This window comes from Streptomyces sp. SID13726, assembly GCF_010548375.1.
Lineage (GTDB): Bacteria > Actinomycetota > Actinomycetes > Streptomycetales > Streptomycetaceae > Streptomyces.
The window spans coordinates 92,162-113,947 of the sequence record NZ_JAAGLY010000011.1 but is presented as its reverse complement, the minus strand read 5'-3'; the positions used below and the strand labels follow the sequence as shown (position 1 = coordinate 113,947).

General features: G+C 70.9%; 21 protein-coding genes. 10 read left to right on the top strand and 11 right to left on the bottom strand.

What is annotated here, in order from left to right:
- Positions 1–12 precede the first annotated feature (12 nt).
- Together G3I78_RS27350 and G3I78_RS27345 are read left to right on the top strand one after the other, a co-directional pair.
- The gene (locus G3I78_RS27350) at positions 13–1,191 is read left to right on the top strand and encodes a 4-hydroxybenzoate 3-monooxygenase (RefSeq protein ID WP_164429181.1); all 1,179 of its coding nucleotides are present in this window, start codon (positions 13–15) and stop codon (positions 1,189–1,191) included.
- Between the two features lie 31 nt (positions 1,192–1,222).
- Positions 1,223–2,659 (top strand): aldehyde dehydrogenase family protein, encoded by a 1,437-nt coding sequence (locus G3I78_RS27345; RefSeq protein ID WP_164429179.1) that lies wholly within the window; start codon positions 1,223–1,225, stop codon positions 2,657–2,659.
- Between the two features lie 31 nt (positions 2,660–2,690).
- Here the strand turns inward: G3I78_RS27345 and trxA are convergent, their stop codons facing one another.
- Positions 2,691–3,077: a thioredoxin gene (gene trxA / locus G3I78_RS27340; RefSeq protein WP_164429177.1), complete on the bottom strand. Its 387-nt coding sequence runs from the start codon at positions 3,075–3,077 to the stop codon at positions 2,691–2,693.
- 145 nt (positions 3,078–3,222) lie between these two features.
- Between trxA and G3I78_RS27335 the strand changes: the two genes are divergently transcribed.
- Entirely contained in the window at positions 3,223–4,653 is a 1,431-nt protein-coding gene (locus tag G3I78_RS27335) for an NAD(P)/FAD-dependent oxidoreductase (RefSeq protein ID WP_164429175.1), read from the top strand.
- Here the strand turns inward: G3I78_RS27335 and G3I78_RS27330 are convergent.
- Positions 4,650–5,294, bottom strand: coding sequence for a peptide deformylase (locus tag G3I78_RS27330; protein ID WP_164429173.1), 645 nt, complete (start codon positions 5,292–5,294; stop codon positions 4,650–4,652). The two genes, G3I78_RS27335 and G3I78_RS27330, sit on opposite strands and share 4 nt — an antisense overlap.
- 138 nt (positions 5,295–5,432) lie before the next feature.
- Here G3I78_RS27330 and G3I78_RS27325 point away from each other — a divergent pair, with 138 nt between their 5' ends.
- Positions 5,433–6,830, top strand: coding sequence for a PepSY domain-containing protein (locus tag G3I78_RS27325; protein ID WP_164429171.1), 1,398 nt, complete (start codon positions 5,433–5,435; stop codon positions 6,828–6,830).
- A gap of 59 nt (positions 6,831–6,889) precedes the next feature.
- Here G3I78_RS27325 and G3I78_RS27320 read toward each other — a convergent pair whose 3' ends face one another.
- Complete coding sequence (locus tag G3I78_RS27320) at positions 6,890–7,336, bottom strand: MarR family winged helix-turn-helix transcriptional regulator (protein ID WP_164429169.1); 447 nt, start codon at positions 7,334–7,336, stop codon at positions 6,890–6,892.
- A complete protein-coding gene (locus G3I78_RS27315) occupies positions 7,333–7,824 on the bottom strand; it encodes a MarR family transcriptional regulator (protein WP_164429167.1) in 492 nt (163 codons plus the stop codon). The genes G3I78_RS27320 and G3I78_RS27315 overlap by 4 nt, the downstream gene beginning before the upstream one ends.
- A gap of 146 nt (positions 7,825–7,970) precedes the next feature.
- Between G3I78_RS27315 and G3I78_RS27310 the strand changes: the two genes are divergently transcribed.
- Positions 7,971–8,936: a pirin family protein gene (locus G3I78_RS27310; RefSeq protein ID WP_164429165.1), complete on the top strand. Its 966-nt coding sequence runs from the start codon at positions 7,971–7,973 to the stop codon at positions 8,934–8,936.
- A 174-nt stretch (positions 8,937–9,110) separates the two neighbouring features.
- On the opposite strand, the gene G3I78_RS27305 is transcribed toward G3I78_RS27310, so the two are convergent.
- The 3 genes from G3I78_RS27305 to G3I78_RS27295 all read right to left on the bottom strand — a co-directional run bounded on the left by G3I78_RS27305 (position 9,111) and on the right by G3I78_RS27295 (position 11,865).
- Positions 9,111–9,947: an LLM class flavin-dependent oxidoreductase gene (locus tag G3I78_RS27305; protein WP_164429163.1), complete on the bottom strand. Its 837-nt coding sequence runs from the start codon at positions 9,945–9,947 to the stop codon at positions 9,111–9,113.
- Entirely contained in the window at positions 9,944–10,801 is an 858-nt protein-coding gene (locus G3I78_RS27300; RefSeq protein WP_164429161.1) for an alpha/beta hydrolase, read from the bottom strand. The genes G3I78_RS27305 and G3I78_RS27300 overlap by 4 nt, the downstream gene beginning before the upstream one ends.
- A 170-nt stretch (positions 10,802–10,971) precedes the next feature.
- The gene (locus G3I78_RS27295) at positions 10,972–11,865 is read right to left on the bottom strand and encodes a LysR family transcriptional regulator (protein WP_164429159.1); all 894 of its coding nucleotides are present in this window, start codon (positions 11,863–11,865) and stop codon (positions 10,972–10,974) included.
- Between the two features lie 83 nt (positions 11,866–11,948).
- Here G3I78_RS27295 and G3I78_RS27290 point away from each other — a divergent pair, with 83 nt between their 5' ends.
- The 3 genes from G3I78_RS27290 to G3I78_RS27280 all read left to right on the top strand — a co-directional run bounded on the left by G3I78_RS27290 (position 11,949) and on the right by G3I78_RS27280 (position 16,384).
- Positions 11,949–13,235, top strand: coding sequence for an MFS transporter (locus G3I78_RS27290; protein ID WP_164429158.1), 1,287 nt, complete (start codon positions 11,949–11,951; stop codon positions 13,233–13,235).
- A gap of 237 nt (positions 13,236–13,472) precedes the next feature.
- Positions 13,473–14,696, top strand: a complete 1,224-nt coding sequence (locus G3I78_RS27285; RefSeq protein WP_164429157.1) for a serine hydrolase domain-containing protein — start codon at positions 13,473–13,475, stop codon at positions 14,694–14,696.
- 38 nt (positions 14,697–14,734) lie between these two features.
- Positions 14,735–16,384 carry an alpha/beta hydrolase gene (locus G3I78_RS27280; RefSeq protein ID WP_343243861.1) on the top strand — a complete coding sequence of 550 codons (1,650 nt, stop codon included), beginning with the start codon at positions 14,735–14,737 and terminating at the stop codon, positions 16,382–16,384.
- On the opposite strand, the gene G3I78_RS51275 is transcribed toward G3I78_RS27280, so the two are convergent.
- On the bottom strand, positions 16,377–16,574 hold the full coding sequence (locus G3I78_RS51275; protein WP_343243860.1) for a Gfo/Idh/MocA family oxidoreductase: 198 nt from the start codon (positions 16,572–16,574) through the stop codon (positions 16,377–16,379). The genes G3I78_RS27280 and G3I78_RS51275 overlap by 8 nt on opposite strands.
- 59 nt (positions 16,575–16,633) lie before the next feature.
- Between G3I78_RS51275 and G3I78_RS27270 the strand changes: the two genes are divergently transcribed.
- A complete protein-coding gene (locus G3I78_RS27270) occupies positions 16,634–16,837 on the top strand; it encodes a hypothetical protein (RefSeq protein ID WP_164429007.1) in 204 nt (67 codons plus the stop codon).
- A gap of 270 nt (positions 16,838–17,107) precedes the next feature.
- On the opposite strand, the gene G3I78_RS27265 is transcribed toward G3I78_RS27270, so the two are convergent.
- Both G3I78_RS27265 and G3I78_RS27260 read right to left on the bottom strand, forming a co-directional pair.
- A complete protein-coding gene (locus tag G3I78_RS27265; RefSeq protein ID WP_203615584.1) occupies positions 17,108–18,124 on the bottom strand; it encodes a zinc-dependent alcohol dehydrogenase family protein in 1,017 nt (338 codons plus the stop codon).
- Positions 18,125–18,423: 299 nt separating this feature from the next.
- A complete protein-coding gene (locus G3I78_RS27260; protein WP_164429155.1) occupies positions 18,424–19,812 on the bottom strand; it encodes an MFS transporter in 1,389 nt (462 codons plus the stop codon).
- Between the two features lie 184 nt (positions 19,813–19,996).
- Here G3I78_RS27260 and G3I78_RS27255 point away from each other — a divergent pair, with 184 nt between their 5' ends.
- A complete protein-coding gene (locus tag G3I78_RS27255; RefSeq protein ID WP_164429154.1) occupies positions 19,997–20,884 on the top strand; it encodes a helix-turn-helix transcriptional regulator in 888 nt (295 codons plus the stop codon).
- A gap of 236 nt (positions 20,885–21,120) precedes the next feature.
- Here the strand turns inward: G3I78_RS27255 and G3I78_RS27250 are convergent, their stop codons facing one another.
- Complete coding sequence (locus G3I78_RS27250; protein WP_164429153.1) at positions 21,121–21,618, bottom strand: hypothetical protein; 498 nt, start codon at positions 21,616–21,618, stop codon at positions 21,121–21,123.
- Positions 21,619–21,786 lie beyond the last annotated feature (168 nt).

Below are 21,786 nucleotides of genomic sequence, written 5' to 3'. Positions count from 1 at the left end.
GGGAGGCCTGCCATGCGCACCACGGTCGGGATCATCGGCGGCGGCCCCGCCGGACTGCTCCTCGCCCGAATGCTGCACCGCGCCGGTGTCGACTGCGTGGTTCTGGAGAGCAGGACGCGCGAGTACGTCGAGCAGCGCCAGCGCGCCGGCATGCTGGAGCAGGGCACGGTCGACGCGTTGCGCGCGTGCGGCGCGGCCGATCGCCTGGAGGCCGAGGGACTCGTCCACCGGGGTATCGAGCTGCGGTTCGCGGGGGAGCGGCACCACATCGACTTCCCCGCCCTCACCGGCGGCTGCACCGTCACGATCTACGCCCAGACCGAGATCGTGAAGGACCTCGTCGCGCTCCAACTCGCCGACGGGCCACCGCTGTTGTTCGAGGCGGAGGCCCTGGCGGTGGAGAAGCCGGAGAGCGCCGCCCCGGTGGTGCGGTTCCTGCACGAGGGCCGTGAACAGACGCTGACCTGCGACTGGATCGCCGGCTGCGACGGCTCCCACGGCGTCGCCCGCGCGGCCTTCCCGACGGCCACGAGCCGGACGTACGGGCATGACTACCCGTACTCCTGGCTCGGGATCCTCGCCGAAGTCCCGCCGTCCTGCGAGGAGTTGATCTACGCGCGCGGCGAACGCGGCTTCGCCCTGCACAGCACGCGCTCGCCGACCGTGTCGCGGCTGTACCTCCAGGTGCCCAACGGCACCGACCCGGACGACTGGTCCGACGGGCGGATCTGGGACGAACTCGCCGCCCGGTTCGCGATCGACGCCGACTGGACCCTCGCCCGGGGCCCGATCACCGCCAAGTCCGTGACGCCGATGCACAGTCACGTCCACGAGCCGATGCGTCACGGCCGCCTCCTGCTCGCCGGCGACGCCGCGCACATAGTGCCGCCGACCGGGGCCAAGGGGCTCAACCTCGCCGTGTCGGACGTATCCGTCCTCGCCCGGGCACTGACCGAGTTGCACCGCACCGGATCGACACAACTGATCGACAGATATTCGGAGTTGTGTCTTTCTCGTGTGTGGCAGGCCACGCGCTTCTCCTACGACATGACTAGGATGTTGCACGCTCAACCAAACGGGGATGCGTTCGAGAGCCGGATGCAGCTCGCACGGCTGCGCCGGATCACCGCATCCCGCCCCGCGGCCGCCGAACTGGCCGCGAACTACACGGGACCACCGCTCCCCGTGTGAAGTCCCACCGGTGATCGAACGGAGAGCCGTCATGTCGTTGCTCGACCCCAAGAGCTGGCAGTCCCACCCCCTTTCGGGACCTGAGTACGCCGTCACCGAGCCCGCCACCGGCGACACGCTCGCCACCGTCACACTCGCCACCGGCGAGGACGTGGCACGCTCCGCCGAGGCCGCCCGCGCCGCCCAGGCCGAGTGGGCCCGGCTGCCGCACTTCGTCCGGGCCGGGGTGCTGCGCAAGGCCGGTGACCTGTTCGCCGCGCACGCCGACGAACTGCGCGGATGGATCGTCCGGGAGTCCGGGTCCATTCCCGGCAAGGCCGACTTCGAACTGCACGTGGCCGCCCAGGAGTGCTACGAGGCCGCCGCCCTCGCCTCGCGCCCCGCGGGCCAGGTGCTGCCCAGCGAGGCGCCGAGGCTGTCGTACACCCGACGCGTCCCGGTCGGCGTGGTCGGCGTCATATCGCCCTTCAACGCCCCGCTGATCCTCTCGATCCGCTCGGTCGCCCCGGCCCTCGCCCTGGGCAACGGCGTGATCCTCAAGCCGGACCCGCGCACCGCGGTCTGCGGCGGACTCTCGCTCGCCGCGGTCTTCGCCGAGGCGGGGCTGCCCGAGGGCCTCTTCCACGTCCTGCCCGGCGGCCCGGACGTCGGCCAGGCCCTGGTCTCCGACCCGCGCGTGCCCGTGATCTCCTTCACCGGGTCCACCGCGGCGGGACGCGCCGTCGGCGAGGCGGCCGGACGCCACCTCAAGCGCGCCCACCTGGAACTCGGCGGCAACTCCGCCCTGATCGTCCTGGAGGACGCCGACATCGAGGCGGTGATCTCCACGGCGGCCTGGGGCTCCTTCTTCCACCAGGGCCAGATCTGCATGACGACCGGCCGCCACCTCGTCCACGCCTCGCTCTACGAGGAGTACGTCGAGCGCCTGGCCGCCAAGGCCGACTCGCTCGCCGTCGGCGACCCGAACGTGGACCAGGTCCACCTCGGCCCGATCATCGACGACAACCAGCTCGCCAAGGTGCGCGGTCTGGTCGAGGCGAGCACCGCCCAGGGCGCCAAGCTGGCCGCCGGCGGCACGCACGAGAAGCTCTTCTACCGTCCGACGGTCCTCGCGGGACTCGACGACAGCACCCCCGCCTATGCGGAGGAGGTCTTCGGACCGGTCGCTCCCGTACGGTCCTTCGGCACCGTCGACGAGGCCGCCGCCCTGGCCTCGGCGGGACCGTACGGCCTCTCGCTCGGTATCGTCACCGGGGACGCGGCCCGCGGGCTCGACCTCGCGGAGCGGATCCCGACCGGCATCGTGCACATCAACGACCAGACGGTCAACGACGAGGCGGTCGCGCCCTTCGGCGGCATCGCCGCGTCCGGCACCGGCGCGCGCTTCGGCGGTGAGGCCAATGTCGAGGCCTTCACCGACGTGCGCTGGACGACGGTACGCGCGGACGTGGCGCAGTACCCCTTCTGATCCGGTTCTGATCCGGTTCTGATCCGGAGCCTTACTGGCCGTTCTGCTCGGTCTGGGCCTGCTGCTCGGCCACGGCCTTGCGGACCTCGTCCATGTCCAGCTTGCGGGCCTGCCCGATGACGTCCGTCAGGGCTGATTCGGGCAGCGCGCCCGGCTGGGCGAACACCGCGACCTGGTCGCGGACGATCATCAGCGTCGGGATCGACTGGATGCCGAAGGCGGCGGCCAGCTCCGGCTGCGCCTCGGTGTCCACCTTGCCGAACACCAGGTCGGGGTTGTCCCCGGCGGCCTTCTCGTAGACCGGCGCGAACTGGCGGCACGGACCGCACCAGGCCGCCCAGAAGTCGATCAGGACGAACTCGTTGTCCGTGACCGTCTGGTCGAAGTTCTCCTTGGTGAGCTCCACGGTGCTGCTCATGACGTGATCCCTCTTCCTGGGTCTCGGGGCGAAGCCGTCGGCACAACACGGCCGGTCGGCCGGGTATTCCACGGCTGTGTGCACTCGGTATGCGGCGCGCGTACCCCTGGTGGCCCGAGCGCACACCACCCACCAGACTGGCCCCATGACGGAAACGGAAAACATCGCCTACGACGTCGTGGTGCTCGGTGCCGGACCCGTGGGGGAGAACGTCGCGGACCGCACCCGTGCGGCCGGCCTCTCCACCGCGGTCGTGGAGAGCGAGCTGGTCGGCGGAGAGTGTTCGTACTGGGCCTGCATGCCCAGCAAGGCCCTGCTGCGGCCGGTGATCGCCCAGGCGGACGCGCGCCGCCTGCCGGGCCTGAGCGAATCGGTACAGGGCCCCCTGGACACGGCCGCCGTCCTCGCCCGCCGGGACTACTTCACCTCGAACTGGAAGGACGACGGCCAGGTCGGCTGGCTCGACGGCATCGGTGCCGACCTGCACCGCGGCCACGGCCGTCTCACCGGGGAGCGCACGGTCGAGGTCACCAGCCCCGACGGCTCGCGGAAGGTCCTCACCGCCCGGCAAGCGGTGGCCGTGTGCACCGGCACCCGGGCCGTCCTGCCCGACCTGCCGGGCCTCGACGAGGTCAAGCCGTGGACCAGCCGGGAGGCCACCAGCGCCAAGGCGGCGCCCGGACGCCTGGTCGTGGTCGGCGGGGGAGTGGTCGCCACCGAGATGGCCACCGCCTGGCAGGCCCTCGGCTCCCGGGTCACGCTCCTGGTGCGCGGCAAGGGCCTGCTCAACCGCATGGAGCCGTTCGCCGGGGAACTCGTCACCGAAGCGCTCACCGAGGCGGGCGTCGACGTCCGCACCGGCACCTCGGTCGCGTCGGTCACCCGGGAGAACGGCACCGTCGTGGTCGTCACCGGCACCGGTGACCGCATCGAGGCCGACGAGATCCTCTTCGCGACCGGACGCGCCCCGCGCACCGACGACATCGGCCTCGACACGGTCGGCCGTGAGCCGGGCTCCTGGCTGGAGGTGGACGACAGCCTGCGCGTCACCGGCAGCGACTGGCTCTACGCGGTCGGCGACGTCAACCACCGCGCGCTCCTCACCCACCAGGGCAAGTACCAGGCGCGCATCGCGGGCGCCGCGATCTCGGCCCGCGCGTCCGGCACCTCGGTCCAGGCCGAGCCGTGGAGCGCCCATGCCGCGACCGCCGACCACGCGGGCGTGCCCCAGGTCGTCTTCACCGACCCGGAGGCGGCCTCCGTGGGCCTGTCCCTGGCCGAGGCGGAACAGGCCGGCCACCGGGTCCGCGCGGTCGACTACGACCTCGGGTCCGTCTCCGGCGCCGGCCTCTACGCCGAGGGCTACCGGGGCCGCGCCCGCATGGTCGTCGACCTGGAGCGCGAGATCCTGCTCGGCGTCACCTTCGTCGGCCCCGGCGTCGGCGAGCTGATCCACTCCGCGACGATCGCGGTCGTGGGCCAGGTCCCCATCAGCAGGCTGTGGCACGCGGTCCCGTCGTATCCGACGATCAGCGAGGTGTGGCTGCGGCTCCTGGAGACCTACCGGGACAACTAGGGCAGCTCGAAACCGAGGGACGTGGCCGCCCGCTCCGGCGTCGGCTGCGTCCAGCGCTCCGCCATCGCCTGGTTCGAGGACAGTGAGCGCAGTTCGGCGCGGTCGAGGTAGAGCATGCCGTCGAGGTGGTCCGTCTCGTGCTGGACGATCCGCGCGGGCCAGCCGGTGAAGACCTCGTCGACGGCGTGGCCGTACTCGTCCTCGCACGTCAGCCGCACCTCGGCGGGCCGCGCCACCACCGCTTGCCACCCCGGCACGCTCAGACAGCCCTCGAAGAACGCGGCCCGCTCCGCGCCGAGGGGTTCGTACGACGGGTTCACCAGGACCCGGAAGGGCTGCGGAACCCGCCCGCGCGCCAGCCGCACCTCCTCCGGCACGGGCGCCGGGTCCTCGATCACCGCGATGCGCAGGGGCACCCCCACCTGCGGGGCGGCGACACCGACACCGGGCGCCGCGTGCATGGTGACGCGCAGGGCCTCGACGAAACGGGACAGGAGCGGGGCGTCGAGCTGACCGTCGTAGCGCTCGGTGCCCTGCCGGAGCACCGGATCGCCGGCCGCGACGATCGGCAGCGGACCGTCCGTGGCCAGGAGTGCCTCGACCAGCTCGGCAAGGGGCGCGCGATGACTCGGAGTTGCCATCGCGTCAGGATGCCACGGCGGCCCGGGCGGACCTCCGCGCTGGCGTGTGACGCAGGTCACTTGGAGTGCCGGGAACTCGGCGGCCCCTCTCTCCGACTACTGGACCGCTACCGTCCCCAGCCCTCGGAGAAGCCGCCGATGTCCATCGCTCCCTCAACCACCGCGGACGAGGCCCCGGAGGCGGCCGCTCCGGCGCCGCCCTCCCGCGGCTGGGCCCCGCCGCTGCGTCAGCTCGTGCTGCGTCTGCACTTCTACGCCGGTGTGTTCGTCGCGCCCTTCCTGCTGGTGGCCGCCGTGACCGGCTTCCTGTACGCGGGCGCCTTCCAGGCCGAGAAGATCGTCTACCGGGACGAGATGACCGTCGCCGCCGTCGGCGACGGCAAGCTGCCCATCTCCGAGCAGGTGGACGCGGCCCGCAAGGCACACCCCGAGGGCACCGTCTCGGCCGTCCGCCCCTCGCCCGACGACGACGCGACCACCAGGGTGATGCTGTCCGGGGTGAAGGGCGTCGACCCGAACCACACGCTCGCCGTGTTCGTCGACCCCTACACCGGCAAGGTCCGCGGCGCCCTCGAACAGTACGGCTCCACCGGCGCGCTCCCGCTGCGCACCTGGATCGACGAGTTCCACCGCGACCTCCACCTCGGCGAGAACGGCCGTCTCTACAGCGAGTTCGCCGCCAGCTGGCTTGCGGTGATCGCCGGCGGCGGCCTGGTGCTGTGGTTCTCCCGCCGCCGCGCCCTGCGCAAGGTCCGCGGCACCAGCGGGCGGCGCCGCACCCTCGGACTGCACGGCAGCGTCGGCGTATGGGCCGCGGCCGGGTTCTTCTTCCTGTCCGCGACCGGCCTGACCTGGTCGACGTACGCGGGCGCCAACATCGACGAACTGCGCACCTCCCTCGGCCAGTCCACCCCCTCGGTCTCCGCGGCCGCGGGCGGCGACCACTCGGGCCACGGCGCCTCCGCCTCGGCCGGGGACGCCGAGCACGGCGTCGGCCTCGACAAGGTGCTGGCCGCCGCCCGCGCCGAAGGTCTCGGCGACCCGGTCGAGATCGTGCCGCCCGCCGACGCCTCGTCCGCCTATGTCGTACGACAGGTGCAGCGCAGCTGGCCCGAGAAGCAGGACTCCGTCGCCGTCGACCCGGGCACAGGCGAGGTCACCGACACCGTGCGGTTCGCCGACTACCCGCTGCTCGCCAAGCTGACCCGCTGGGGCATCGACCTGCACACCGGCGTCTTGTTCGGCCTGGTCAACCAGATCGCCCTGATGCTGCTCGCGCTGGCCCTGGTCCTGCTGATCGTGTGGGGCTACCGGATGTGGTGGCAGCGCGGCCGGGGTTCCGCCTTCGGGCGGCCGGTCCCGCGAGGCGCCTGGCAGCAGGTGCCGCCGCAGATCCTGGTGCCGGGCGTGGTGCTCGTCGCCGTCCTCGGCTACTTCGTGCCGCTGTTCGGCATACCGCTGGCCGGCTTCATCGTCGCGGACGTGATCCTCGGCGAGATAGCCCACCGGAAGGGGAAGGAGACGGCGGCGGCCTGAGGGACGCGTGCGGGCCCGGTTCCTGTGCGGAACCGGGCCCAACCGCCTTTCTGCGGACGCTACTTGCCGAGAACTGCGAGCTCCGCGTCGGCCCGCTCGGTGATGAGGCTCAGCACGCGCCCGGCGACTGCCAGGTCCTCCGTGGGGATACCGGCGTAGATCCGGGCGGAGACGGGGGCGGTCTCCGCGGACGTGCGGGCGTACAGCTCCCGTCCGGCGTCCGTGATCCGTACCCGGGACGGTTCCTGAGGGGCCAGCAGTCCGGCGGCGATCAGCTCGTCCACCACGCCCTGCGCCTCCGCCGGGTCGATCTTCAGCGCGCCGACCACGCCCTCGACGACACGGTCCCGCTCGACCGGCCCCTCGGCGACGGCGGCGAGCCGGAGCGTGACGGACTGCTGGAAGGTGACGCCGTGGCGGGCCAGCACCCGCTCCAGGAGGGCCCGGCCGGCGTAGTGGGCCAGGGCGATGACCCGGGGGTCGAGCAGGGGAGTGGTGGTGGTCATGACTGCTCCTTGTCGGAATCGCTGTGCATGACGAACGGGTCGAGAGGCGCGTCGAGCAGGGTCGACAGCTCGCGCTCGAACTCCCGCGTGCGGTCGCTGCCCAGGCCGCCGAGCGGCGCGAGCAGTTGCTCCAGGAGGTCCTGGACGACCTCGACGGCCTGCCGGGTCCGCTCGCGGCCCTGCTCGGTGAGCGCCAACTGCACCGCGCGCGGGTCGCGCGGGTCCCGGGTGCGCTCCAGGAGCCCGGCGCTCTCCAGGGAGCGCGCCAGCTTGGAGACGTAGAGCGCCTCCAGGCCGGTCCGGTCGGCGAGGCGCCGCTGGCTGGGCCGCTCACCGGCGCGCTGCATGCCGTACAGCGAGGCGACGAGCGAGTACTGGGCGTGCGTCAGCCCGAGCGGTGCCACCGCGCGGTCGACCGCGACCCGCCACTTCATCGACAGCCGCCAGACCAGGAAACCGGGCGTGGCGCCCTCGTGTGCCGTACTCATGCCGGATACGATACATGGTTATTATCGTCGTGTCTGGCCGTGAGGTATGCGGAGTATGCGGGGTATGCGGAGTGTGCGAGAAGCGCCCGTCACGGAGCCGGGGTACGGCCTGACGGGAATCGCTTCCCGGGGCTAGGTTGGGCGACATGAGCAATCTTGATCGTGAGGCGGTTCCCGCCCTGTGCGGCGGCCGCGGCTTCGTCGTCGCGGAGCCCGTGCGGGAACTCCTCAGCCCTCGCCGGGTCAAGCTCGGCGAGTCCTCCGAGGTGCGCCGATTGCTGCCCAACCTGGGCCGGCGCATGGTCGGCGCCTGGTGCTTCGTCGATCACTACGGCCCCGACGACATCGCCGACGAACCAGGCATGCAGGTGCCCCCGCACCCCCACATGGGCCTCCAGACCGTGAGCTGGCTGCACGAGGGCGAGGTGCTGCACCGCGACTCCACCGGCAGCCTCCAGACGATCCGCCCCCGTGAGCTGGGCCTGATGACCTCCGGCCGCGCGATCAGCCACTCCGAGGAGAGCCCGAGGTCCCATGCCCGCTTCCTGCACGGCGCCCAGCTGTGGGTCGCCCTCCCGGACAGCCACCGCCACACCGACCCGCGCTTCGAGCACCACGCCGAGCTGCCGCAGATCAGCGCCCTCGGCCTCACGGCCACGCTGATCCTAGGCGACCTCGACGGCGCACGCTCACCCGGAACGGCGTACACCCCGATCGTCGGCGCCGACGCGGCCGTCACCGGCGGCACGGACGTACGCCTGCCCCTGGAACCGGACTTCGAGTACGCCGTCCTGTCCATGTCCGGCGAGACCCACGTGGACGGCGTCCCCCTCCTGCCCGGCTCGATGCTCTACCTCGGCTGCGGCCGCACCGAACTCCCGCTGCGCGCCGAGTCGGACGCGGGGCTGATGCTGCTGGGGGGTGAGCCGTTCGAGGAGGAGCTCGTCATGTTCTGGAACTGGATTGGGCGGTCGCAGGCGGAGATCGAACAGGCTCGCCGGGACTGGATGGAAGGGTCGCGGTTCGGAGAGGTGAAGGGGTACGACGGGGCTCCGCTCGCGGCGCCGGAACTGCCGCCTGTGGCGCTGAAGCCGCGTGGGCGAGTGCGTTGACCAGCGCAAATCTCTAGGCGTGGGTCGTGCCCGTCCCTCTCTCGGCGATGCGCGCGGACCTGTGCCGCAACCGATGCCGAGCGTCCGATCGCGGGGCGACGCGGCCGGCGCAACAGAGGTGTTCGTTGTTCAGGCGTGGTTCCGCTTCGTGGTCGGACAGGCTGGAGATCCTGGTCAACGGATCTGCTCGACAGCGATATCGACGGGACCGTCATGGATGACACCTCGTACCTGATCCAGTGACACTTCTTCCGGATCGAACTCCGCCAGCCACCAAGTGGCGCCCGCCTCGGCAAAGGGCGTCGGGTCGGTGCCGGGTGGGAGGGGGACGGCGACGTCGTACGGGGTCGTCTCCTGTCGGCGGAGATCCGTGAGGGTGGCGACGACGTCGGCGAGCTGGTCAGGGTGTTCGAGATTGACCGGGAAGAAGCCGTCATGCCGGGCGGCACGGCGCATCGGTTTGGCCTTGCCCGGAAAACCCGCTGCCCATACGGGCACGCCGGGCAGCTGAACCGGTCGGGGGAGGAAGGAGACGCCGTCGACGGTGTAGTGCCGGCCGTGGTGGTGCACCGGCCGGCCGGACCACGCGGCGGTGAGGATCTCCAGTGACTCGTCGAGCATCTCACCCCGGAGCCGGTCATCGAGTTCCTCGCCGGTCGCGCTCAGCTCGCCGGCGAAGCGGTCGCTGCCGAGTCCGACGCCGAGCGTGAGGCGTCCGCCGCTGAGCCGGTCCAGTGTCGCGGTCTCCTTGGCGACCTTGGCCGGTCGGCGGCGTGCCAGAGGGGTGACCATGGGGCCGAACCGGAGGCGTTCGGTGGCGGTGGCGATCGCAGTCAGCGTGATCCATGGGTCTGCCACATGCCCGACCGGCGCCCGCCAGCGCAGGTGGTCCCATACGAACACGCCGTCCCACCCCGCCTCCTCCGCCTCGGCAGCCAGCCGGGCGACCGCCATCGGGTCGGCGAGACCGTCGAAGAGCGGCAGCCAGAGCGCAGAACGCAGGCGGGTCATCGTCGACCCCTTTCCGTGTGCTGGAGCAGTGCTGGGACGAACGTGTCCCACAGGGGCCTTGGCAGGTCGTGCCCGGCCCCTTCCAGGATCAGCAGCTCGGCGCCGGGAATCGCCTCGTGCAGCGCGTGTCCGTGCGGGAGCGGGAGAACCGGGTCGTGGTCGCCGTGCACCACGAGGGTCGGCGCCTTGATGGAAGCGAAATCGCGGGACGATCCGTCGAAGGACATCGTGTAGTGGTTGACGAGGGTGGCCGCGATGTCGCGGGTGCGGGCCACGTCCTGCTCGACCAGCACGCGCGTGGCGGCTTCGTCGAAGTAGGGCGAGCCCCCCGAACACGCCTTCGCCGAGGCTACGACGAAGTCCACCACCGCGCCCGAGTCGGTGGGGTCCGGGTTCTCGGGGATTCCGCTGGTGAGCTCGTCCGACGCCGACGGGAGTCCGTCCTCGCCCGTGGAGGTGGAGACGAATGTCAGCGATTCCACCCGGTCGGGGTGGTCCACGCCCATGATGAGCCCGATGCCGCCTGACATGGACCGGCACACGACGTGCGCGCGTTCGACGTGCAGGGCGTCCAGGATGCTGTGCGCGTCCCCGGCCAGGTCGGTGAATGCGTAGCTCGGCCGGCCCGGCGGGTAGTTGGTGGATCTGCCGGTGTCCCGGTTGTCGTAGCGGATCACGAACCGGCCGCCGAGCGCGATCCGTTCGCACAGCTCGGTTTCCCACCACAGCATCGAGGCGCTCGCACCGTCGATCAGCAGGACGGCCGGGTTCGCGGAGTTCCCGAAGGTCTCGACGCACAGTTCGGCATCGTTGATCTTGAAGAGCTTCTCGCCGTTCGAAAGGTGATCGGTCATGGGCACCACGCTAGGTCAGTCGGAACATCATAAAAAGTGATTGATTTCGATCAAATTAATCGCCTGAGGCGATTTCAATGAGCTGGGCGCGCGGAATCCGGTGCGCATGACCGCGCAGTGCGCTCGCGCCGGCAAACGGGCACGATCCACCAGTCGAGCCTCGTCCGATGTCACATCTGGCCGACAAGCTCTTCGGCGGCTTCACGGGCGATGGCGATGGCCCGCGCGGCGAGCGGCGACTGGGTGCGTCCGGTCGGCCAGTACAGGTACCACGTGGTGGTGGGCGACGGCTGTAGTCGGTGGATACTGAGCCGGTCGTCGGACCAGGCGTCGGATCCGTGGAGGGCGAGTGCGGGCAGCACCGCCGAACCGATGCCCGCCCGCGCCATGGACACGATGGATTCGTGGCCTGCGGTTCTGAACACGATGCGCGGCCTCGCTCCGGCTCTGGCGAGGGTCCGCTCCAGCCATGTCTGGTGCGGGCCGGCCGCCCAGGCGACCATCGGAGCGTTGTTGAGCAGCTTCACCGACACGGGCCCGTCGGGGAACGTGCCGGCGTGGGCCACCAAGAGATACGGCTCGTCGAGCAACTCGACATGCTCGACGTCGCCTTCGAGCTGACCGTAGTGGAACAAGAGATCACGATCTCCGATCCTCGGGTCCTCCGGTTCCGCCTCGGACAGCCTGATGTCGCAGCCAGGGTGCTCGCTCAGCAACTGGCGCACGACGGTCGGCAGGATCGTGTTGGTCGCGCCCCGGAACGTGCCGATGTCGATCCGGCCGTTGCCCGCCCTGAAGCGGTCGACGGCGTCTGCCAGCGCTCCCGCTTTCGTGAGCAGATCGCGACCGTGCGCCAGAACGACCTGACCAAGAGGGGTGATCCGTACCCGCCTGGGTCCCCCAGGCCGATCGAAGACCGCGCCCCCGACGGCCTTCTCCAACGCGGCGATCTGCTGGCTCACAGACGATTGCGTGTAGCCGAGCCTCCCCGCCGCTCCCCCGAACGTTCCTTCATCAGCGATGGCAGCCATGGTCCTCAGATGGCGCAGCTCTACATCGGTCATGGCATCAAGCATATCGATTAGCGATTATCTTCATCGGAATTCATCGCTTTTCTTAATGCTGCAGCGTCTCTAGGGTCACCGACATGACGACCTCCCTGACACCCACTCCGAACAGCACGAGGTCCGGTCGCGTGACCTCCCACCTGCGTTTGGATCTGCCCAACCTGGTGTGGGCCCTTGCGGCCACGCACTTCGTGAGCCGGGCCGGCGGAGCCGTGCAGTCCTTCCTCGTGCTCTACCTGACCCAGGAGCAGCGTCTGACACCGACGACCGCGGGCGCGGTGGTAGCAGCGGTCGGGGCCGGAGGTATCGGCTCCCAGATCCTCGGGGGCTGGCTGAGCGACCGGATCGGCCGACGCCACACGATGCTCGCAGGGTTCCTGGGGACCGCGGTGGCGCTCGTCGGACTCGGATCTGCCGACACGCTGCCGACGATCTGGGCGGCGGCGGCCTGCGTCGGGCTGATGGGGGACCTGTTCCGCCCCGCGGGGTCGGCCGCGGTGGCCGACCTCCCGCCGCAGCAGCGGATCCGAGCGTTCGGGCTGCTCTTCTGGGCGACCAACCTCGGCTTCTCCGTCGCCACGGCAAGCGCCGGCATCCTGGCCCGGCGAGGGTATGGCCTGTTGTTCTGGATCAACGCGACGGCCGCGGTCATCGCGGCGCTGATCGTCTGGCGCCGCGTCCCCGAAACCCGTGCACGCACCCTCAAGCAGACCCGGCGGGCACTTCTGCCGACACTCCTGCGTGACCGGCTGATGATCGCCATGGTGTTGGTCCACGTCGCCTACTTCACGCTGTTCCTGCAGACCTTCACGACGACCCCGCTGGCCATGACGGCGGACGGCCACAGCGCTGCGACGTACGGCACGATGCTGGCTTTGAACGGCCTCCTCATCGTCGCAGGTCAGCCACTGGCGGTACGACTGCTCGCGGGCCGCGACCCCAGCACGGTGCTGGCACTTTCCATGCTCATGGTCGGTGCTGGTGTCGGCTCCAACTCCATCGTGCACAGCAACTCCGGTTACGCGGTATCGGTCCTGGTCTGGAGCCTCGGCCAGACAGGCATCGCCGTCATGTTCGGCACCACCTTCGCCGACCTCGCACCAGCGGGCCTGCGCGGCGGGTACATGGGAGTCGCCTCCGCCACGTGGAATATCGGTGCCATGCTCGGCCCGCTGGTCGGCACCACACTGCTCAGCCATGTCGGGCGTACAGGGCTGGCAGTGGCCTGTGCGGTCGCCGGAACGGCTCTGTGTGCCGCCCAGCTGGCACTCCGTCCGGCGCTCCGCAGCCGAACGGCGCCGGAGAAGAACAACACCGTCCGTCTGCCCACTTCGGATCACCTCGCTCGCGACGACCGTCGTACGTGAACCCATGAGCGGAACGGCCGGTCGACCCTCGCGATCGGACGATCGGTGCAAGAGGCCGAGGAACGAGGCCGGCTTGGAGAGGCCTCAACGGATCGAACCGGGGAAGGCACGGTGACCGGGACAGGTCGGTCTTCCCCCGGGGGAACGCCCCCTGTTCCGGGCTGTGGCTGCCCCCACCCGCGTAACGGCTGCCAGCCGGAGTGCTCCCGCTGTGGCGCGTGTCTAGCGTTGTGACGCATGGCATCCTCCCTCCTCACCTCGACGCTGGGCAGACGCACAGGCGTGGCGGCTCTGTTGACGGCCCTGGTCATGCCCGTCGTTCCGGCTGCCGCACAGCCGCCCGCTGCCCGGCAGCACGCCGACTGCGGACCGCACGACGAGCTGCGTCAGGCTCTGCGCACGCTCACCGATCGCGACGGGATCACCGGTGCCGCGGTCCTGATCACCGACCCCACCACAGGCGCGTCCTGCGGAAGCCGGACCGAGACCGCCGGGACGGCCGACCTGAGCACGGGCCGCCCCATGAACGCCACCGACCGATTACGCGCGGGCAGCGTCACCAAGACGTTCACCGCGACGGTCGTGCTCCAGCTCGCCGCCGAGCACCGGATCGCTCTCGACGATCCCGTCGACAGGTATCTGCCCGGTCTGATCCGGCAGGACGGCTACGACGGCCGCCGGATCACCGTACGACAGCTGCTGCGGCACACCAGCGGGTTGCCCGACTACCTCGACGCACCCGAGTGGGAGCACCCCGAACGCCTCCGGTATCGCCACTTCGAGCCGCGCGAACTCGTCGCCCGCGCCCTCGACTTGCCGCGTCCGCGCGGTGCGTGGCACTACGCCACGACCAACTACCTCATCGCGGGCCTGATCATCCGCGAGGTCACCGGCCACTCTCCGGAGGCGGAGATCACCCGCCGTGTGATCCGGCCCCTCGCGTTGCGCGACACATACTGGCCCGGGGACGACACCCGCATCCACGGACCGCACTCACGCAGTTACTTCACTTCCGAGGACAGCCGCCTCGCCGACGGCACCGCCTGGAACATGACCTTCGGCGGGGTCGGTGGCGCCCTCATCTCCACGCCCGCTGACCTGACCCGGTTCATCACCGCGCTTCTCGGCGGCCGTCTGCTGCCCACCGACCAACTGGCCGACATGCGGCGGACGGTGGCCGCCGACCCCGACCGGCTATGGCCCGGCGCCCGCTACGGACTCGGCCTGATCGCCTCCCCGCTGCGTTGCGGCGGCCTGTGGTGGGGCCATGCGGGAACCGTGCCGGGAGGCCACCGGGCGCTGACCGCCGTAGGCCCCGGTGGGCGGAGCGTCGCCGTCGCGCTCAACGAAATACCGGACACGCTCCAGGTCGAACAGGACTTCCTCGACGTGGTGCAGACCGCCTTCTGCGAGGACCCGCCTTCCGAAGGACCACAACCAACAGATGGGGAACATCAGTGATCCGCTTACCCTCCTCGCCGCAGGGCGCTCCCGGAACGGTGAGAAAGGCCGCCCTGGGCCTGGCCGCCACCGCTCTCGCCCTCACCGCGCTGCCCGCCACAGCTCTCCCGGCCCAGGCCGCTCCCGACCCCCTCGCCCGCTACCACCATCAGAGCCTCGACTGGAAGAGCTGCGTGCTCGGCCCGGACGACGCGACCGGCAAGGAGCTGGAGCAGGCGGGCGCCCGATGTGCCGACGTGACCGTGCCGTTGGACTACAGCGACCCCGGCGGCCGGACGATCACCGTCGCGATCTCCCGGATCCGCGCCACCGACACCGCCCACCGCGTCGGCCCGCTGCTGCTGAACGGTGGTGGCCCCGGCGGGCGGACGATCGGCGACCCGCCGTGGGTGCGCCAGGCCATGCAGGACGTCGGCGCACGGTACGACGTGGTGGGCGTGGATCCCCGCTTCGTCGGCCGCAGCACCCCGCTGGACTGTCACTGGCCGACCGGCTCCGCGTTCCGGAGCGCCGGCGTCGACCGCGCCGGGTTCGACCGCATGACTACCTTCTCCCAGGACCTCGCCCAGCGCTGCCGGCAGCACGCCGGTGACGTACTGCCGTACGTCACCACCCGCAACACCGCGCGCGACCTGGACGTGATCCGCGCCGCGCTCGGCGAGCGGCGGATCTCCTACCTGGGTTACTCGTACGGCAGTTACCTGGGCGAGGTGTACACCACGATGTTCCCCGGCCACACCGATCGGGTCGTCCTGGACGGTGTCATAGACCCGGACCGCTACAGTCCCCGGCTGCTGCGGGGGACCGAGAAGGCCAACCGCCACGCACTGGAGGGCTGGGCCTCCTGGGCCGCCGCCCGTGACACGACCTACGGCCTGGGCCGCACTCGCGGAGCGGTGCTGGCGACCGTCGACCACGTCCGGGCCGCCGCCACCCGCGCTCCACTGCGGCTCGGCACCCACCGGGTGGACGAGCACACAGTGCCCCTCGTCGTCTTCAACGGCCTCTCGCAGGACAACGATGCCGCCTACGGGGACTTCGCACAGGGGGTACGGGACATGCTGCGCGCGGCCGACGGACACAGGGTCACCCCGTCCCCATGGCTCGCCGAGGCTCTCACGTTCATGCTGACCGGGGCCGACTCCCACTACGGCAGCGTCCAGATGGCGATCGTGTGCGGTGACATCGCCGCCCCGCGTGATCCTGAGGTCTACTGGCGCGACATCCAGCACGCCCGCGTGCGGGACGCGCTGTTCGGCCCTGTCACGAACAACCTCACCCCCTGCGCGTTCTGGAATCCGCCGAGCGAGCGCCCGACCACCATCAGGCGTGACCTCCCCGCTCTGCTCGTCAACGCCACCGGAGACCCGCGCACCACCTACGAGGGCGCCACAGCGGTGCGCCGGACATGGCCCTCCTCCCGCCTGGTCACCCTGCGCGGAGCCGACCAGCACGCGGTCTACGGTGTCTACGGCGCCCCGTGTGTCGACGCTACGGTCAACGCCTACCTGGCCACCGGCCGTCTTCCGGCCAAGGACGTCACCTGCGGCGCGCGCCCGGTGAACGCCGGACCGGACCGTGATCCGACCGGTGAACGCCGTCGCATCGTCGACGGTCACCCGGCCACGCCGGTTGCCCGCCCGCGCGGAGAGTCCACTGGAACGAGCGGGCAAAGGGTGCTCAGGTGACGAACGTGGTCTGCGTCGCCGACACTCCGGTGAGTCGTTCTCCGGTCAGATGCTGGAGGAGGTCGATGACGTGTGACCCGAGGTCCCCCAGGGCGCCGGAACCGGCCCGTTCCCTGCGCAGCCGCCACACCAGTGGGAACTCGGGGTCCACGATCCAGTCCCGGAGGTACTGGGCCCTGACGTGCCGCACCTCGCCGGCCCTCGGCGATCAGACGGGCGGCGTGTGCCAGTGCGGGCACACGCCGGTTGTTGAAGCCGACCATCGACGGGACGCCGGCCCGGGCGGCGGCCTGCGCGGCGGCGGCCATGCGCTCGGCCTCCTCCGCGGTGTTGTCGAAGCTCTCCATCCGCCGACTGCCCAGCTGCGGCAGCAGATGGATGTCCAGCAGCGACTCCAGGTGCCTCACCGATGCCGGCCCCAGGCTGCGCGGCGTTGCCTTCCTCGCGTTGTAGATATCCAACAGCCGCTCGGTCGCCCGGTCCTGGGTCGCGAACCCCGAGTCCTCCCGCTGGTCCCCGCCCACCGCCCGGTAACGGATCTTGTAGAGATGTGCTGTCGGCTCCCCAGCTGCCGGCGCTGCCGTTGAAGCCGCGGGGGAGGGTGCGGTGACCTCGCCCTGAGGCGGGTTGCGAAACGGTGGGCCCCGTCCGTGGGGAGGCTGCGTACCCGGAACGCGGCCGGCGTGCCGTGCTGGCACGCCTACAGGCGGCCCATCTGAGGTGTCAAGGGCGCAGGAGCGCCTTGACGGCACGGCGTTCGTCCATGGCCCGGTAGCCCTCGGCGGCCTGGTCGAGGGGCAGGGTGAGGTCGAAGACGCGGCCGGGGTTGATCTGTCCGGCCATAACGCGGTCGACGAGGTCGGGCAGGAAGCGGCGTACGGGGGCGGGGCCGCCCTGGACGCTGACGTGGGAGTGGAACAGGGCGGCGCCGTCGATCTGGACGCCGTGGGGGACGCCGGCGATGCCGATGCCTCCGCCGGGGCGGGTGGCGCCCAGGGCCTGTCGGTTGGACTGCTCGGTGCCGACGCACTCCAGGACGCGGTCGGCGCCGATACCGCCGGTCATGTCCTTGATGTGGGCCGCGCCCTCTGTGCCGCGTTCGGTGACGATGTCGGTGGCGCCGAAGGCGCGGGCCAGCTGCTGGCGGCTGATGTGGCGGGACATGGCGATGATGCGCTCCGCGCCGAGCTCGCGGGCGGCCAGTACGGCGCAGAGGCCGACGGCTCCGTCGCCGACGACGGCGACGGTGTCGCCACGCTGCACGCCTGCGGCGATTGCGGCCCACCAGCCGGTGCCCATCACGTCGGAACAGGCGAGCAGGTCGGGCACCTGTGCGTCGGTGGGCAGTTCGGCGGTGGGGACGAGGGTGCTGTTCGCGTACGGGATACGGATGTACTGGGCCTGGCAGCCGCCGACGAACTCACGGTCGAGGCAGTTGCTGGGGTAGCCGTTGCGACAGTTGGGACAGGTGCCGTCGCCGGCGAAGAAGGAGCCGACGACGAACTGGCCGGGCCGTACGTCGGTGACCTCGTCGCCGACTTCTTCGACTATGCCGGCGTATTCGTGGCCGACGGGGGCGGGGTCCTTGGCGGGGTTGATACCGCGGTAGTCCCACAGGTCGGAGCCGCACACGCAGGTGGCGAGGGTGCGGATCACGGCGTCGGTGGGCTTGAGGATCTTCGGGGTGTCGCGTTCTTCGACGCGGACGTCGCCGGGGCCGTAGAGGATGGCTGCACGCATGGCGGGGGCTCCTTGCTGGTCTTCAGGGTGGTGCGGGGAGGAATTCAGAGGTCACGGGTTGCGCAGCTGCTGCCGCTCGTACTTCACGCAGTCCCACACGTCGCGCGGGGTGATGGCTTGGACGCGGTTGAACCCGGTGTCGGCGGTCTCCGCGTTCGGCGTCTGCACGCCGGTGTTGTCGTAGGTGAAGTCGCAGACGTCCGGCAGTGCTTGGTTGCCTTCGGCGGCGAAGGCGCGGGCCGTCGCCGGACCGATCCCGGCCCCGGCGCAGCCGAGGGCGTGTCGGATCGGCGCGGCCGTCAGGCTGCCCTGCTGCGCCCCAGGCCGGGAGCGGCGAGGGCGGCCATCAGGGCGACGACGGCGGCGAGGGTGAGGCTGACGCGCAGACCGTGCTGGAAGCCGGCCGGGGTGGAGACCAGTGCGCCGAAGACGGCCACGGCCAGGGCGCCGCCGATCTGGCGGCTGGTGTTGAACACGCCGCCGGCGGTGCCGGTCTGCTCGGCGGGCACGTGCTCCAGGAGCAGGGCGGTCGTCGGGGGCATCACCAGCGGTCCTGCCGTACCGACGGGGATCAGCAGCAGCGCGCTCGCCCACACCGGCAGCGAGGCGGGCACCAGCGCGAGGGCGATCGCCCCGGCCGCGAGCAGGACCAGTCCGGCGATGACCGGCACGCGGGGACCGGTGCGCTCGGCGATCCGGGCGGACAACGGCGTCAGACAGGCGCTGAACAGCATCATCGGCAGGAACGTGAGCCCGGCGCCCAGCGCCGAAAGGCCGTGCTGCTGGAAGTACAGGGAGAACAAGAACGGCAGCCCGTAGAAGCCGACCATGAACGCAAAGCCGATGCCGGTGGCGACGACCATGGTCGGGGACCGGAACAGGGCCGGGGGCACCATCGGGTGAGCCACCTTGGCCTGCGCAGTGACGAACGCTGCCAGCGCGGCGATCGCGACACCGAGCGAGAGGAGGACCTGCGGCGCGGAGAACCCGGCAGCGCCCGCCTCGATCGCTGCGAAGGTGAGACCGCCCATCGCCAGGACCGCGGTGATCTGGCCGATCCAGTCGAAGGGGGAGGGCCGGGTCGGCGAGGGCTCGGTACGGTGCAGCAGGAACAGGGTGATCAGACCGACCGGCACGTTGACGAGGAAGATCATGCGCCAGGAGGCCAGGCTCAGCAGGCCGCCGAGCACCGGGCCCGCCGCGGCGGCCACGGCACCGCCCATCGCCCACACGGCCACCGCGCGCGCCCGGCGGGCCGGGTCGGGGAACGCCTGGCGCACGAGCGCCATCGAGGTCGGCATGGTGACGGCCGCGCCGATGCCCTGGATGGCACGGGCAGCGATGAGGGCCGGCTCCGAAAGAGCGAGTCCGCAGGCTACCGACGCGACGATGAACAGGCTCAGGCCGCCGGCGAACGCGCGGCGTGCCCCGACCCGGTCCGAGAGAGCCCCGGCGGACAGCAGCAGGGCGGCGAACATCAGGGTGTAGGCGTCGACGACCCATTCCAGGCCGGTGATCCCGCCGCCCAGCGCGTCACCGATCGAGGGCAGGGCGACGTTCACGATCGTCGCGTCCAGGGTGATCACGAAGAAGCCGAGGACGGCGGCGGCTAGGGTCGCGGTGGCGTGCCGACGGTTCTCGGGCGCGCCCGTCTCCTGCGACCGGTGCGGTGAGGTGGTGGGAGGCATGACGGTCTGTGATCCTTTTCAGGGTTCTCAGGGTTCTGAGGGTTCTCAGGGTGAGGAACGGTGTCGGCCATGGCGGCCCGGTCACCTCTTCACAGAACCACGCACCTCATCTGAACAGGGAGTCCTTGTCAGGAGGGGCACTGGCAGGGACCCTCCGACGGAGGCCGTGTCCTACGCTGAAGGCGTGCCAGCCGACACCGTCCGTGAGGACATCCGCCACTTCCTCACCAGCCGCCGTGCCCGTCTCACCCCGCGGCAGGCCGGTCTGCCGGACTTCGGCGGGCGCCGTCAGGTCAGCGGTCTGCGACGCTCGGAGGTCGCGCAGCTCGCCGCGATCAGCGTCGAGTACTACACCCGCCTGGAACGCGGCAACGTCGGCGGCGTCTCCGACGAGATCCTCGACAGCCTCGCCACCGCCCTCCAACTCGACGACGTCGAACGCGCCCATCTGGCTGCCCTCGTCCGCGCCGCCGGCTCCCCGCACCGCGCCCCTGACCGCGACGGCGGCACCTCGCACGTCCGCGACAGCATTCAGCAGATCCTCGACGCGATGACCGGCGCCGCCGCCTTCGCCCGCAACGCCCACCTGGATGTGCTCGCCACCAACCAGCTCGCCCGCGCCCTGTACCAGGACGCGCTCGACACCACCGAGCAGCCGCCCAACCTTGCCCGCTTCGTCTTCTGCGACCCGCGTGCCCGCCGCTTCTACCGCGACTGGGAGCAGATCGCCCATGCCGCCGTCGGCAGCCTGCGCACCGAAGCCGCCCGCACACCCGGCAACACTGACCTGGCCGACCTCATCGACGAACTCGTCACCCACAGCCCCGAGTTCGCGATGCGTTGGGACGCGCACGACGTCGAGTACTACCGCAGCGGACAGCAGCACTTCCACCACACCGCCGTCGGCGATCTCGACCTCGACTACGACGCCCTCGAGGTCCCCGCGGACCCCGGGTTGACCATCGTCACTTACACCCTGGCCCCCGCCGCACCCCACGCGCCCGCATTTCGCCGGCTCCAGGCTGAGCCCCCTGTTCTCGACAGGACGGCGACGTCCAGCGGCGCGAACTGAGACCGCCGGGACAGGTCTACGACGTCCTCGACGCCCCCGGCTGTGCCGCAAGTTCATGACCCGTGCCTTCTCCGCGGCCCACCCTCAGACGTAACGAGCCCGACCTCGACGAAAGAGCCCTGCTTCACTTCCCCGGCTGATCGGCCGCCCCCAACTCCTCACCCTCGGATACGCACGGCGGTCGGTCATGATCTGGACGTACCGCCGGACGGGGCGCGACGACGCACAGCGCGCCGTCATCCGGGCATCGCGGTCCGCGGTGAGGAGTAGAGGAACTGGCCCTTGCCCAGGGGTTGTTCCGCTACCGAGCCACGCCATAGGAGTACGTCGTGGCGCCGCTCCCACAGGAGCGCGTACACGCCCTTGACGATCCGCTCCGGCACGAAGAAGACCAGCCAACCGATGCCCCAGGGGCTCCAGAGCAGTCCGAAGGCCAGGGAGGGCAGGGTGACGATGACGACGAACGCCACGTCGAAGCTTCGGAGCAGGGACTTACGTGGCGAGGGCAGTATCGCCTCGGGGGCAGTCAGCGGGACGGCACTCTCGAAATCCCCCTTCTCGCCGCCCAGCCAGTTCAACCGGGTCGAGACCGCCAGCAGACCGAAGAAGGCGCTGGCCCCTGCCAAGTACAGCAGGGCAGCCACCTTGGCGCTGTCGAGCTGCGGCAGTCCACGCACGCCGAAGGCGACAGGCGCGGAGACGGCCACGGCGGCCCCTACCTCAACCACAGTCATCAGTTGGTGGTGAACGTAGCGCACCACGAGTCTCCCCCTCCGTACGCGTCCGCCCGGGGACGCAGCACTCACTATGCACAGCGTTCACGCCCTCTGGCATCGCGAGGATTCGTCCCTCACCGCCGCAAGTGCGCCAGCGCATCGTCCCCCAGGTGGGTGAACAGCGCC